General features: G+C 36.8%; 16 protein-coding genes. 12 read left to right on the top strand and 4 right to left on the bottom strand.

Annotated features, from left to right (window positions below; all coding sequences use genetic code 11):
• The first annotated feature begins 63 nt into the window (after positions 1-63).
• From asnS to H6W52_RS06265, 9 genes are all read left to right on the top strand, one after another.
• Entirely contained in the window at positions 64-1512 is a 1449-nt protein-coding gene (gene asnS / locus H6W52_RS06305) for an asparagine--tRNA ligase (protein ID WP_076396013.1), read from the top strand.
• A 270-nt stretch (positions 1513-1782) separates the two neighbouring features.
• On the top strand, positions 1783-3033 hold the full coding sequence (locus H6W52_RS06300) for a site-specific integrase (RefSeq protein ID WP_116096887.1): 1251 nt from the start codon (positions 1783-1785) through the stop codon (positions 3031-3033).
• A 541-nt stretch (positions 3034-3574) separates the two neighbouring features.
• Complete coding sequence (locus H6W52_RS06295; protein WP_116096889.1) at positions 3575-4648, top strand: DUF932 domain-containing protein; 1074 nt, start codon at positions 3575-3577, stop codon at positions 4646-4648.
• Positions 4649-4699: 51 nt separating this feature from the next.
• Complete coding sequence (locus H6W52_RS06290) at positions 4700-5107, top strand: hypothetical protein (RefSeq protein ID WP_116096891.1); 408 nt, start codon at positions 4700-4702, stop codon at positions 5105-5107.
• Between the two features lie 2 nt (positions 5108-5109).
• Positions 5110-5619 carry a hypothetical protein gene (locus H6W52_RS06285; protein ID WP_116096893.1) on the top strand — a complete coding sequence of 170 codons (510 nt, stop codon included), beginning with the start codon at positions 5110-5112 and terminating at the stop codon, positions 5617-5619.
• A complete protein-coding gene (locus H6W52_RS06280; RefSeq protein ID WP_116096895.1) occupies positions 5609-5803 on the top strand; it encodes a 3-isopropylmalate dehydratase in 195 nt (64 codons plus the stop codon). Before H6W52_RS06285 ends, H6W52_RS06280 begins: the two co-directional genes overlap by 11 nt.
• 332 nt (positions 5804-6135) lie before the next feature.
• Complete coding sequence (locus H6W52_RS06275; RefSeq protein ID WP_116096897.1) at positions 6136-7287, top strand: HEPN-associated N-terminal domain-containing protein; 1152 nt, start codon at positions 6136-6138, stop codon at positions 7285-7287.
• The gene (locus H6W52_RS06270; RefSeq protein ID WP_116096899.1) at positions 7287-7862 is read left to right on the top strand and encodes a hypothetical protein; all 576 of its coding nucleotides are present in this window, start codon (positions 7287-7289) and stop codon (positions 7860-7862) included. The genes H6W52_RS06275 and H6W52_RS06270 overlap by 1 nt, the downstream gene beginning before the upstream one ends.
• Positions 7863-7891: 29 nt before the next feature.
• On the top strand, positions 7892-8872 hold the full coding sequence (locus tag H6W52_RS06265) for a bacteriophage abortive infection AbiH family protein (RefSeq protein WP_116096901.1): 981 nt from the start codon (positions 7892-7894) through the stop codon (positions 8870-8872).
• Here H6W52_RS06265 and H6W52_RS06260 read toward each other — a convergent pair.
• The 3 genes from H6W52_RS06260 to H6W52_RS06250 all read right to left on the bottom strand — a co-directional run bounded on the left by H6W52_RS06260 (position 8869) and on the right by H6W52_RS06250 (position 10183).
• Positions 8869-9318, bottom strand: coding sequence for a response regulator transcription factor (locus H6W52_RS06260; RefSeq protein ID WP_116096903.1), 450 nt, complete (start codon positions 9316-9318; stop codon positions 8869-8871). The genes H6W52_RS06265 and H6W52_RS06260 overlap by 4 nt on opposite strands.
• A 279-nt stretch (positions 9319-9597) precedes the next feature.
• Positions 9598-9891 carry a helix-turn-helix domain-containing protein gene (locus H6W52_RS06255; protein ID WP_116096905.1) on the bottom strand — a complete coding sequence of 98 codons (294 nt, stop codon included), beginning with the start codon at positions 9889-9891 and terminating at the stop codon, positions 9598-9600.
• Positions 9872-10183 carry a helix-turn-helix domain-containing protein gene (locus tag H6W52_RS06250; protein ID WP_002995989.1) on the bottom strand — a complete coding sequence of 104 codons (312 nt, stop codon included), beginning with the start codon at positions 10181-10183 and terminating at the stop codon, positions 9872-9874. Before H6W52_RS06250 ends, H6W52_RS06255 begins: the two co-directional genes overlap by 20 nt.
• Positions 10184-10376: 193 nt before the next feature.
• On the opposite strand from H6W52_RS06250, the gene H6W52_RS06245 reads away from it, so the two are divergent.
• The 3 genes from H6W52_RS06245 (at position 10377) to H6W52_RS06235 (ending at position 12082) form a co-directional block, all read left to right on the top strand.
• The gene (locus tag H6W52_RS06245; RefSeq protein ID WP_116096907.1) at positions 10377-10943 is read left to right on the top strand and encodes a Crp/Fnr family transcriptional regulator; all 567 of its coding nucleotides are present in this window, start codon (positions 10377-10379) and stop codon (positions 10941-10943) included.
• A 75-nt stretch (positions 10944-11018) separates the two neighbouring features.
• The gene (locus H6W52_RS06240) at positions 11019-11441 is read left to right on the top strand and encodes an rRNA adenine methyltransferase (RefSeq protein WP_116096909.1); all 423 of its coding nucleotides are present in this window, start codon (positions 11019-11021) and stop codon (positions 11439-11441) included.
• 86 nt (positions 11442-11527) lie between these two features.
• Complete coding sequence (locus tag H6W52_RS06235) at positions 11528-12082, top strand: dihydrofolate reductase family protein (RefSeq protein ID WP_116096911.1); 555 nt, start codon at positions 11528-11530, stop codon at positions 12080-12082.
• 195 nt (positions 12083-12277) lie between these two features.
• On the opposite strand, the gene H6W52_RS06230 is transcribed toward H6W52_RS06235, so the two are convergent.
• Entirely contained in the window at positions 12278-12727 is a 450-nt protein-coding gene (locus H6W52_RS06230; protein ID WP_116096913.1) for a DUF3872 domain-containing protein, read from the bottom strand.
• Positions 12728-12737: the final 10 nt, after the last annotated feature.

The raw sequence follows: 12737 nt of genomic DNA, 5'->3' as shown, positions 1-12737 counted from the left end.
AATTGCGCTGTTTTTTTGTAACTTTGCAGACATTAATTTTTACAGAAAAATTTTAATCAACAAATGAAAAAGCAGACCATTAAGGAAATCCTACAGGATTACAAGAAAGTATTACATCATGACATTACGGTTTACGGTTGGGTAAGAACGTTCCGTGCGAATCGCTTCATTGCGCTTAATGATGGTTCTACGATTAATAATTTGCAGATTGTTGTTGATTTTGAAAATTTCGACGAAGAGATTATCAGCAAGATCAGTACAGCTTCTTCCCTTAAAATTGTAGGAGAAGTGGTGGAAAGTCAGGGAGCTGGACAGGCTGTTGAGATTTTAGCGAAAAAAATTACCATTTTAGGAGATAACTTCACGGAAGAAAGAGACAAAACGATTCTTCAGCCTAAAAAACACTCATTGGAAACTTTGAGAGATCAGGCGCATTTGAGATTCAGAACCAATTTATTCGGAGCCGTTTTCAGAGTGCGTCATGCGGTAAGTTTTGCGGTACATTCTTTCTTTAACCAAAACCAGTTTTTCTACATCAACACACCGGTTATTACAGGAGCTGATGCAGAAGGAGCCGGAGAAATGTTCGGAGTAACGAATTTTGATCTGAACAATATTCCGAGAGACGAGCAGGGAGACATCGATTTTGCTCAGGATTTCTTCGGAAGAAAAACAAATTTAACGGTTTCCGGACAGCTTGAAGGAGAAACTGCAGCGATGGGATTGGGAAGAATTTATACTTTCGGACCTACTTTCCGTGCAGAAAATTCAAACACTACCCGTCACTTGGCAGAATTCTGGATGATAGAGCCGGAAGTGGCTTTCAATAATCTGGAAGACAACATTGATCTCGCAGAAGATTTCTTAAAATATGTAATTAAATATGTATTGGATCACTGCAAAGACGATCTTGAGTTCTTAGACAAACGTTTTGAAGAAGAACAAAAATCCAAGCCTGAAAAAGACAGAGCCAAAGAAGGTCTTATTGAAAAGCTTGAAAATGTAATTGCGAAACGCTTCAAGAGAGTTTCTTATACAGAAGCTATCGAGATCTTAATGAACTCAAAAGAAAATAAGAAAGGGAAATTCCAGTATCCGGTTGAAAACTGGGGAACCGATCTTCAGTCTGAGCACGAAAGATATCTGGTAGAAAAACATTTCGAAAGTCCGGTAGTTTTGTTTGATTATCCAAAAGAAATTAAAGCGTTCTACATGAAACTGAATGAAGACGGTAAAACCGTAGCTGCGATGGACGTTCTTTTCCCGGGAATCGGAGAAATCATCGGTGGTTCCGAAAGAGAAGCCAGACTGGATGTTCTTAAGCAGAAAATGGCAGAAATGCACGTTGATGAACACGAATTGTGGTGGTATTTAGATACAAGAAAATTCGGTTCTGTTCCTCATGCAGGATTTGGTCTCGGATTGGAAAGACTGGTTCTTTTCGTAACAGGAATGACGAACATCAGAGATGTAATTCCTTTCCCGAGAACGCCGAAAAACGCTGAGTTTTAATTTTATGAAAAAAAGATTAGTAAAAAGCAAAAATAAGCAAAACGGTTAAAACCTTTGCTATACAAGGCTTTATAAAAAGAGTAGTCTTAGTTCGGAAGTCGGTGTCTGATAGGTTTTGGGCTTAAATTGACAAGGTTAGGTTACTAATTCGTTACCGATTGACAAAGGTAACTATGTGGTTTAACTGATTATATTTCAGTCTTTTGCATCCTTTTCTATGTTCCCTTGTAACTCAATGTAATTTAATTTTAAACGTTAAACATTTGAGTTATGGAGCAGACAAAAAAATCGACGTTCAAACTGCTTTTCTATTTGAAAAAGAACGAACTAAAAAAGAACGGTAATGCCCCGATTATGGCACGTATTACCATTGACGGAACCCCTAAAACTTTCGGCACAAAGTTAGAAATTGACCCCAATAATTGGGATTTAAAACACGGAAGAGTTCAGGGAAAAAGTGCGCAGGCATTAAGCATCAATAAGAAACTGGATAACATACGTGGGCGTATCGACAAGATTTATGAAGATATGCTGAAGCACGAGGGCTTTGCAACCGCCCAAAAAGTTAAGCTATCGTTTTTGGGTGTTGGTGTAATGGATGATGCAATATTAAAAGTCTTTAACGACCAAAATGAGGATTTTAAAAAATTGGTCGAAAAGGAAGAACGTTCCCAAAGTACCTATAACAAGTACATCACGGTTTACAATCATCTTACCACGTTTATCAAAGAACGCTATCATCGTGATGATATGGCATTTCGGGAATTGACTACCGATTTTATTCGTGAATTTGATTTTTACCTACGCTACGATTTACAGTCTTCGCATAATACGGTTTGGGTTTACACTATGCCTGTGTTAAGTCTGGCAGAACAGGCTATTAAAAAAGGCTTGATACGTGATAATCCATTTCAGGATTATGAAATTAATATGGAAGAAACCGACCGGGGTTATATCCTTAAAGAAGATGTAGAAAAGCTGATGATGTGCGTACCACCGCACCCACGGTATGAATTGGTAAAAGACCTGTTTATTTTCAGTTGCTTTACCGGACTTGCTTACGCTGATATTAAAAAACTGACAAGGAACAATATTCAATCTTTCTTTGACGGTCATCAATGGATTATCAGCAGGAGAAAGAAATCAGATATTGCTTCCAACGTTCGGTTAATGGAAATCCCTAAACGTATCATTGAGAAATATCAGGGTACGACAAGGAATGAATTTATCTTTCCTGTTCCGACCAATTCAACCTGTAATACGCACGTAGGTAAATTGATTGAAAAGGCAGAGATTATTACAGAGCAAAAAGTAACCTTTCACACGGCAAGGCATACTTTCGGAACAATGTTTTTAACAGAGGGTGTACCGCTTGAAAGTTTGAGCAAAATGATGGGACATAAAAATATTTCCACCACACAGATTTACGCTAAAATCACAAGCCAAAAAATCAGCAAGGATATGGATTTAGTTACTCCTAAATTCAAAGCAATGGAAGAAGCGTTTATGATGGCAATCTAATCAGCTTTTATTTAATGACAACGAGCAGAACTTAACGGTTCTGCTTTTTTTACGCCTCTACTTTTTGTGTAGGTAAACATTTACTTTCCTCAACGCAATCCAACGCTGTAAAAGAGCTTATTACCTACTTGCTAAATAGAAAATTGAAAAACGAAACCCTAATCTAACGCCCCTTGCTATTCCATTTTTCAAATCTCTATTACAGGCTATCATAGCCTGGTCATTAATACCATAAAAATTTAGAACAGAAAATTTCCACAATCAACCGGTAAAAAGGCAGCTAAGTTATAGCGGGCAGCCATCGCACACACCCACCAATAAAAAAAACGAATGAACGGTTTCCCCCTAAAGGAACCCCCATTAAATCATTTTTTTTCTTGGTCATCGCTGTTGCCCGCTTGGATTATCTGCTTTCTTTTTTCCGGTTTTTCTTTTGGAAAAATTTATGCGAAGCGAAGCGGAGCAAACCACAACGGGAAGCGGGAAAGGAGAAAAGCGAGTGAGTAAATAACATTTTTTCAAACATCAAAATTTTAGCATTATGGCACACAACATCAATTTCAACGAGCAAACAGGACGTCATTCATTTTGCAGCGTTCAACAAAAAGCGTGGCACGGTTTGGGGCAAATCGTAGAGCAGTACCCAACAAGCGAGGAAGCAATCGTACACGCAGGTTTAGATTACGAGGTTATCAAATCCCCACTGTTTACACAGGGCAGAACAATGAGCATAGGCGACAGCGGAGAGCTGATTGAAGCAAACGACATCTTAGTACCTAACAGTTTCGCCACACTCCGCACCGACACCAATACACCATTGGGTGTAGTAGGGAAAGACTACCATATCGTACAGAACCGTGAGGCGTTCAATTTCTTTGATGCTATTGTAGGCGGAGGCGATGGGATATTGTATGAAACCGCAGGAGCATTGGGCAACGGGGAACGCATTTTTATCACTGCCAAGCTGCCTGACTATATCCGAGTAGGTAACGGCGACGACGTAACAGAAAAGTACATCTTCTTAACCACGAGCCACGATGGTAGCGGAAGTATTACCGCAGCGTTTACCCCTATCCGTATCGTATGCCAAAACACCCTTAACGCATCATTACGGAGTATGACAAACGTTGTGCGTATAAAACACACGTCAGGCGCAAAACAACGCCTCGAAAACGCTCACAAGGTTATGGGGCTTGCCAATACCCTAAGCACCCAGTTAGAGAACATTTTTAACGACTGGGCTAAAGTAAGGGTAACAGACCGAGAAGTAAGAAAGCTAATCCAGTTGGCACTTTGCCCAAACAAAGAAACGCTTAACCTGCTCAAAAAAGGTGCGGAAGATGAAGTTTCCACCGTGTTCAAAAACACCGTAGATGATGCCTTTGAATACGCTATGATAAGCGACACCCAACAAATGGCAACTACCAAAGGCACATTATTCGGGGCTTACAATGCTGTTACAGGCTACTTTCAGAATGTACGCAATTACAGGGATGGCGAAGCCAAACTACAATCTATTGTAATGGGTGGTACAGCACAGCTAAAGACCCAAAAAGCCTTTGAACTGTGTACAGACTTTGCCTATTCAGGAGCAGAGATTTTCAACTTCAATTAATCATCAAAGGCGACTGCCTGCAAAGGTGGTCGCCTACTAAAAACAAAAGATATGAAAGCATTAGATAAAATGGACAACCTCGATAAAGCGGGCTTGTTATGTAAATTGTTTCCCGCAGAACTGGAGAACCTGCAAAACGCTATAAAAACACAATGCGACTACTTCCTGCAAAATGAAACCGCCTTTCGTGAGGGTTGGTATCAAAAGGGATTTTTCACCGCTGATTTTTGGTGCAGGCTTGTGCAGAATGCACAAAAAGGCATAGACAAAGCCGAACCACTATGGAAACGCCCGCACTGGTTTACAGACCATTTTTTTGACGGACACAATTCAATTTTCGCTATTCACTGCCTGATTGAATATACAGACGATACGCAGTGCGACCCGCAATTAAAACAGGTGATACACCTGATTTTCGGGAGCGACAAATTTTTACAGATAACCTTAAACGATAAATAATTATGGCTAATTGGTGCAACAACTGGGTTGTTTTTGAGGGAACAGCCGAAGCAATAGAACAGATAACACAGCTATTCAAATCAATGGCTGAACAGGAACAGAAAGACAACTGCGGGCAATTACCTCATTTCGTACAGGACACGCACGGAGATTATTTGTACAATATCAGTCAGGACAATGAAAGTGCGGGCGTATTCCAGTATGAAACAAAATGGTCGCCAAACACGGAAACCGTGAAGCAGATAGCCGAACACTTCAAAGTCAATTTCACACAGGACTATGAGGAATTAGGATGCTTAGTATATGGTCAGGCAATATTTGAAGACGGCATACTAACGAACACCTGCTTAGATAGCCAGGACTTTGACAGCTATGAATTAGACGAGGAAACAGATACCTATCATTTTGAGGGAACAGAATATGAAAGCGAGTGGGAAATTCTCGACACCTTATTAGAGCGTAAAATCGAAAATCAATTGGCTAATGCTAAAATTCAGCACAATGAAAATTAGAGATAAAAACGGGAACTGGATTGAAGTTACAGACCTTAAAAAAGCTATTCAGCAAACTGGTTGGTATAAAGAATATGAGCATAACCCACCTGTGAAAAGCGACAAGGAAAGGCAGACATATTGGACAGATATGCACAAGAAATTAATAACTCTAAGAGAACGGTTAAACAAACCGAAAAATTAAAACACCGTCCGACCCAAAAAGTCGGGCGGCAAAAAGACAGATCCTCCCGATGGTCGGGCAGTCTTTTTGCTTTAAATGGGAGCAATCCCCTTTAGTAAAATGCACCACTACACAATTCCTTTTCTTCTCCATTTTACCAAACAGGTTGCAGCGTTATTGTTTGGGATATTCATTATCCCAATGATTGGTTATTAATAATAATAACTTCCTTTCTTAATCAGCGAACAAAGAAAAAGACACTGACTAATTGATTTGAATTTTCATAAATCTGGGTTCAAGCACCTTTTTAAATTTGCTAAATTTGTTTTATAGCAAAAACTGCAAATTAATATATGGGAGGAGTTAAACAGAGATGGCTTGAATTAGAAAGTAGAAATTTAAGCAATATTCCAGATAAGAACATTTGTATCAAACATTTTGATGATAAAAGCATTAATCGCTTTATTAGGCAAAACTATCACGATGGTTATTGTGATTATTGCGCTAAGGAACTAAAAGTAGTTTCTCTTGAAGATTTAATGGAATTTATTATGGATGGTATTTCAAATTTCTATGAAGATGCCGCCAACTTTATGAGTTACAATTCAAGAGAGGGAGGTTATCTTGGAGAAATCTATACCCCTGACGAACTTATACAAGAACACATAGAGTTAAATGCTGAACCTTTTGAGGTTATTGAAGATATTGTTAATTCAATTGAAGATATTGCTTGGGCTCAACCTGACCTGTATTACGAGAATATTAAAGATGATTTAGAATTTCAGTGGAATTACTTTAAAGAAATCATCAAACATAAATCCCGCTACCTTTTTTCATCAGCAGACAGCAGCCTTCCTAAAGTCTTGCAAATACTACAAGAGGTTGGTAAACTTATATCAAAATTAAATATAATCAGGATTATCCCGGCAGGAACAAAACTTTATCGTTGTAGACAACACGACTTCAAAACAAAAATTATAGATTTTAACGAAATCACTGCTCCCCCTAACAAAAAAGCAATTTATCCAAATAGGTTTAGCCCTTCAGGAATATCAATGTTTTATTCCGCTTTTGATGATGATACAGCAATTTTAGAAACAATAAGCAGGACAGATAAATACAAAAGGTATGTAACGATTGCGGAATTTGAAACCTTAGAAAATCAGGTTGTTGTTGATTTTAATAAGCTCCCAAAAATTCCAAGTATTTTCGGCATTAAGGACAAGAAACGATATTACCTTATTTTATTTCTATACTCATTTGTAAGGGATATAACGCAACAAATTATTAAGGATGGTAAAGAACATACCGAATACGTTCCAACTCAAGTTGTGACTGAATTTTTAAGGTATCCATTCAATAAAAATAGGAAGAATAAAATATCGGGGATTATTTATCCCTCATCGCAAAATAGAAATCATCAATCGGCAGTGTTTTTTTGGGATGACGAACTAAGTAGAGAAAAAGTAAAATTGAACACCTTAAAAAGAAAGAAAATTATTTAATGAAAATTGACAGTGAACATATTGTAAAGCAATCTGAAGAGTTTGCATTGAATATAGCCAAGCAAATTTCAAAAATAACAGTTAGACCGTTCTGTGAAATTTCCTTTCATTCATCGGAATATAGAGATAGGAAAACGCTTTCAAATTATCTGCATAAAATTCCTAAAAGCGACAATCCACTCATTTATATTGTTCAGATTAAATCCCCGAAAATTTTAAGCACGCTGATTAATTATTTTGAAGATTATCAACCAGCAAATAAGCTAAAAGTAAAGAATAAAGACCGTGTTAACGTTTCCCGGTACAACAAGACTTCATCAGATATATTATATGTTGGAAGCTCAACGACTGATTTCAAGACAAGAATTAAGAACCATCTTGGCACAGAAGGAAATCGGGTTTATAGTTTGCATTTATGCAAGTGGGACAATTGTTTAGAATACGATTTGAATATTTTTGCATACGAAGTCATTTCAGAAAGCAATGAAATTATTGAACGTTTCATTGTCGAAATTCTTGAACAGCAGTTTTGGGATAAGCTAAACCCAATATTTGGAAAACGAAGTGGTTTATAACCCAAAAAATAGATTAAACAACTGAATTAATGAAAACATTATACATTATTGGTAATGGATTTGACATCCATCATAAATTAGACACAAGGTATCAAAGTTTTGCAAAGTACTTGGCTGAAAATAATAGTGAGGTTTATGAACTCTTATTAAATTATTATGGACTTCCTGATATTACAAATCCTGAATTGACAGATGAAGAGTATGCGTTATGGTCAAGATTTGAGCAAGCCTTAGCTGACTTGGATTATTTATCGGTATTGGACGATAATTCCGACTTAATTGCTCGCCCTGGTGCTGAAGATTTTCGAGATAGAGATTGGCATAGTTATCAGATAGAGATGGAAGAAATCATTAAGGATTTAACGACCACTCTAATTAGCGACTTTAATAAGTTTATTCTAAAAGTCAAATACGAAAGTATTTCTGACGATGTGCTAATTGACATAGAAAACGATAGCCATTTTTTAAATTTCAATTATACAAAAACACTACAGGAAGGCTACGGCATTCCCGAAGAACGAATAACTTATATTCATAACAGAGCAGATACAGAAAATTGTACTCTTATTTTAGGGCACGGAACTGACCCAGCAAATTTTGATGAGAAAGAAGAAGAACCGCCACAAGGATTAAGCGAAGAGGAATTATACGAATGGCGTGAACAAAAGGCTGACGAATATGACTACTCTTATGAAAGTGCCAAACAAGAAATACTATCTTATTATACAAAGGCATTTAAAAATACAACTACAATTATAGAAAACAATATTGTTTTTTTTACCAATCTTACAGAAGTTGAAAACGTTATTGTCTTAGGGCATTCTATTTCAGAAGTAGATTTAAAATATTTTGAGGTATTAAAAACCAAACTAAATGAAAATGTAATTTGGAATGTTTCGTATTACAGTGAGCTTGAAAAGCAAGCACATAAAGAAAAACTGTCGCAACTTGGAATAAATAACAACAATATTGCCCAAATAAAAATTACAGATTTAAAAAAGCAGATTTAGTTATAAGTAAAATATTCCTGTGCAATATTCGCTACACCCATACTAAAATATCTTCCGCCATTGATAACAACATTAATGGCTTTTTTAAAATCGTCTGCATCGCTGCCAATCAGCAGATAACCTGTAAAACCAATTACTAAAAGAGGATTTATGGCTTTTTTTGCATCAATATCACTATGCGCAATCAGCTTAATGGTTGGATATTGTGTCCTTAATTTTTGAAGCTGTGCCAATACATCACTGTTGTAAAAATCAAGGTCAACAATGCAAACTTTGGGAAGTTCTTTTAATGGGGATAATTGAGATAGTCCTTCTTCAATGTTTTCCGAACGAAATAATACTTCAAGCCCTGAAGCAATAAGGTCGTTACAGGTCAAATCTAAAATTGGATTTCTATCATTGATAAAGGCAAGAGTAATTTCTTGCGTTGCTGTACCAGTTTCCATATCATACCTTTTTTGTGTTGATGTAGCCCTGCACAAAAAAAGAAGCGCAGGCAACCACACTTACTGGCATTAAGGCACTGGTACGCCTGACCCCCAAATAAGCGAGCGCCCACGCCATAACGTGAGCGTTCTTACTTATTCGTTCCGGGGTTTTAAAAATTACCAGTTTCTAATGCGGAACTTAAAGCAAAAACAACTTTAAGTATTTTCTATATTTTCGACAACAAAGATACTAAACTTGTACTTTTTTGACCGCATATAATACAAAAAAGATTACAGTCAAACTGTTTTTTGGGAGATATAATTTTGTTCCAGTATCGTCAGAATATCGCTTTCCTTGTAAATAATCTTACCGCCTATTTGGATGTACGGCAGAATGCTATCATCACGATATTGCTGTAAAGTGCGTTTGCTGATATGGAGCAGTTTGCACACATCTTCGCTCGATAGATAAATTTCTCCGTTCATTACAGGGCGGTAGTTTTTCAATATGCTTTCGATACGGCTTCTTAGCTGTGCAATCATTTCCTGATGGGCAATGATTTCTTCATTGTCATTCGTGAATAAATCCATTTTCGGCAGTATTGTACGGCTGTCCGGCTTCGAGCAAAGCCTGTACATCCGAGCGTTTATAATAATTCTTACGGTTCAGTCGGGAATAAGGTAATAACCCTTTGTCCTTATACGTCTGCAAAGTCCGCTTGGTAATGTTCATCATCAAACAAACTTCCTGGTTATCGAGCCATTGCTCTTGCGCAAAAATTGGCGTGTATTTCTGCGTGGCATTTTCGGTCAGTTCCAAAAGTGCTTTCAGCTCATTTTTCATTCCGTCCAGTGCGGATTTTTGTATTGCGATTACTTCCATTGTTTGCTCAATTTTGCTAGGGAAGTCGAATTTATCAAGGCTTTGCAAGCGGCAGCAGAATGTTGTAGCCATTGGCTTTGAGAGGCAGCATTTGGCGTATAGTTGTAATTCCCGAAGGGAATTATTTTGTAAATTTGAAAGAAGATAAATGCTTTTGAAAAATATGAAAGCCGCCTCAACAATATAAAATCTTATGATAGGAAAACTGAAGTATTATTTAAGGGCTAATACAAATATTGACGACAATCAAATCGACAAAATAGCAGCTTGCTTTAAGTTAAAGACCTTCAAAAAAAACACGACCTTGCTTTTGGAAGGAGAAATTTGTAAAGAACTATATTTTGTACACAGTGGTTGTATTCGGACATATTACATAACCCAACAAGGACAAGAAAAGACAAGGTATGTAGCTTTTGAAAATAGCATAGCAACCTCTATTTATAGTTTTATTTCACAACAACAATCATTTGAATTTGTTGATACGCTTGAAAATTCGGAATTATATTCAATAAGCCATAAAGATTTTTATCAGTTAATATCTGAAATACCCCAATGGGAAAAATTCTATATAACACTTTTGGAAATGGCTTATCTCTATCAAAACAAAAAAATAGAGAACCTTGTAACACTTTCTGCTAAACAACGCTATGACAAATTAATGGCGGAAACACCAATCTTTGTTCAACGGCTCTCGAACAAAATACTTGCATCGTACCTCGACATAACCCAAGAAACTTTAAGCAGACTTAAATCGAAATGAGATTTTTTGACCTATATCAATGCACAGGTTTTTACAGCACATTAATTTTGCTACTCACATTTTAAATTAAGCAATATGCTATTCGACCCAGACAATAATGTTGTTAAACTCTGTGCTCAAGGTATGAACTTGGAAGGAAAAGGTAAACTAAAAGATGCAAACAGACTTTTCCTACAAGCTTGGAAAGAAGCTACAAACGACTTTGAAAAATTTACTGCTGCTCATTATGTAGCTCGATATCAGAAAAGTGTTGAAGAAAAGCTGAAATGGGACGAAACCGCTTTACAATTAGCTTTTAAAATAGATGAAGATACTATTAAAGAAACTTACCCTTCGTTATATTTAAATATTGCTAAATGCTACGAAGACCTGAACGACTTTGTAAATGCAAAAAAGAATTATCAATTAGCTCTTTCTTTTACGAACAAATTACCCGACAATGGCTATGGAGATATGATTATAGAGGGTATTAAAAATGGTATAAAAAGAGTAACATAAAAACCTATTTGGAACAACGACTGAACAATGCAGAGATAATATCCTGTCCAAAAAGAAAATAAATTTCAGGCAAATAAAGATTTAATATGAGAAAAGTAATAGCAGCAATTAATATGACACTTGACGGAATTTGTGACCATACAGTGGGAATAGTGGACGAAAAACTTCATCAACATTACTCTGACCTAATAAATAATGGTGGCGTTATTTTATATGGTCGGACAACCTTTGAACTAATGAAGTTTTGGCAAACCTTATTGCAAAATCCATCGGGGAAAAAATCAATGGATGATTTTGCAATTTCAATAGACAAAATTCCAAAACTTGTTTTCTCCAAAACTCTAAAAGAAACAAGCTGGGACAGTGCGAAAATTTCAGATAATTCACTTAACGAAAAAGTTATCGAACTCAAACAACAAGCAGGAAAGGATATTTTAATTGGAAGTCGGAGTTTAATTATTGAATTATTAAACTGTGACCTTATAGACGAATTTCAAATTTGTATCCATCCCATAATTGAAGGGAAAGGTTTACCATTATTTGAGCAAATAAATGATAGAATTATTTTGAAACTTGTAAATACAAAAATCCTCGACACTGGTGTGACAATATTTTATTATCAACCGCAAAAGAAAAGATAAAAGACCAATAATAGCGTTTTGCAGGTACGGTTGTTCATTGTAACATTGTAACATTCCTGTCGGTCAAACCGGAAATACCGGAGAAAATGTGTATTGAAAGGCAGTGTTTGACGGTTACTATGAAAGTATGGGCAAACCAAAAACAAAAAAACCGACCTCATTGAAGTCGGTTTTTGCTCTTATAGAATTTTACCGTTAATCGGTACTGTTAAACTGAAAGCTCACTTGTTTTTCGTTCCCGAAGTTGTCCGAAATCCAAACATCAAAGGACTGTGATACGGCAGACGTTGAAGTGTAGTACAACCTGAACTGCTCCGTTGGTAATTGGTACTGGTCATTGGGAAGGTACGGCGGTTCATCATAGTACCGCAATGTGCCTTGCCCGTCGAACTGAAAGTAACGGAGGAAATACTGCGTATTGCTGTAATTGCCTGAACGCTGTATGGTAATGCGTATCTCTACTGTCTGCCCGGTAGATACATCTTTTGGAACAGGCATCACGTTTACATCAAAAGGAAAATCGTCCTGTATTTCGAGTTCATCATCTTTGCTACAAGATACCAACGTTACCGAAGCTGTGAGGATTACCAGGAATACATATATCGGCAGTAATCCTATTCTGAATTTATTGAATATTGCTATCATTGTTTTCTGT

It is taken from the genome of Chryseobacterium sp. C2(2020), assembly GCF_014218915.1.
GTDB classification, from domain to species: Bacteria; Bacteroidota; Bacteroidia; order Flavobacteriales; family Weeksellaceae; genus Chryseobacterium; species Chryseobacterium mucoviscidosis.
The sequence above is the reverse complement of the archived record's forward strand: the minus strand, read 5'-3'. Positions and strand labels throughout refer to the sequence as shown.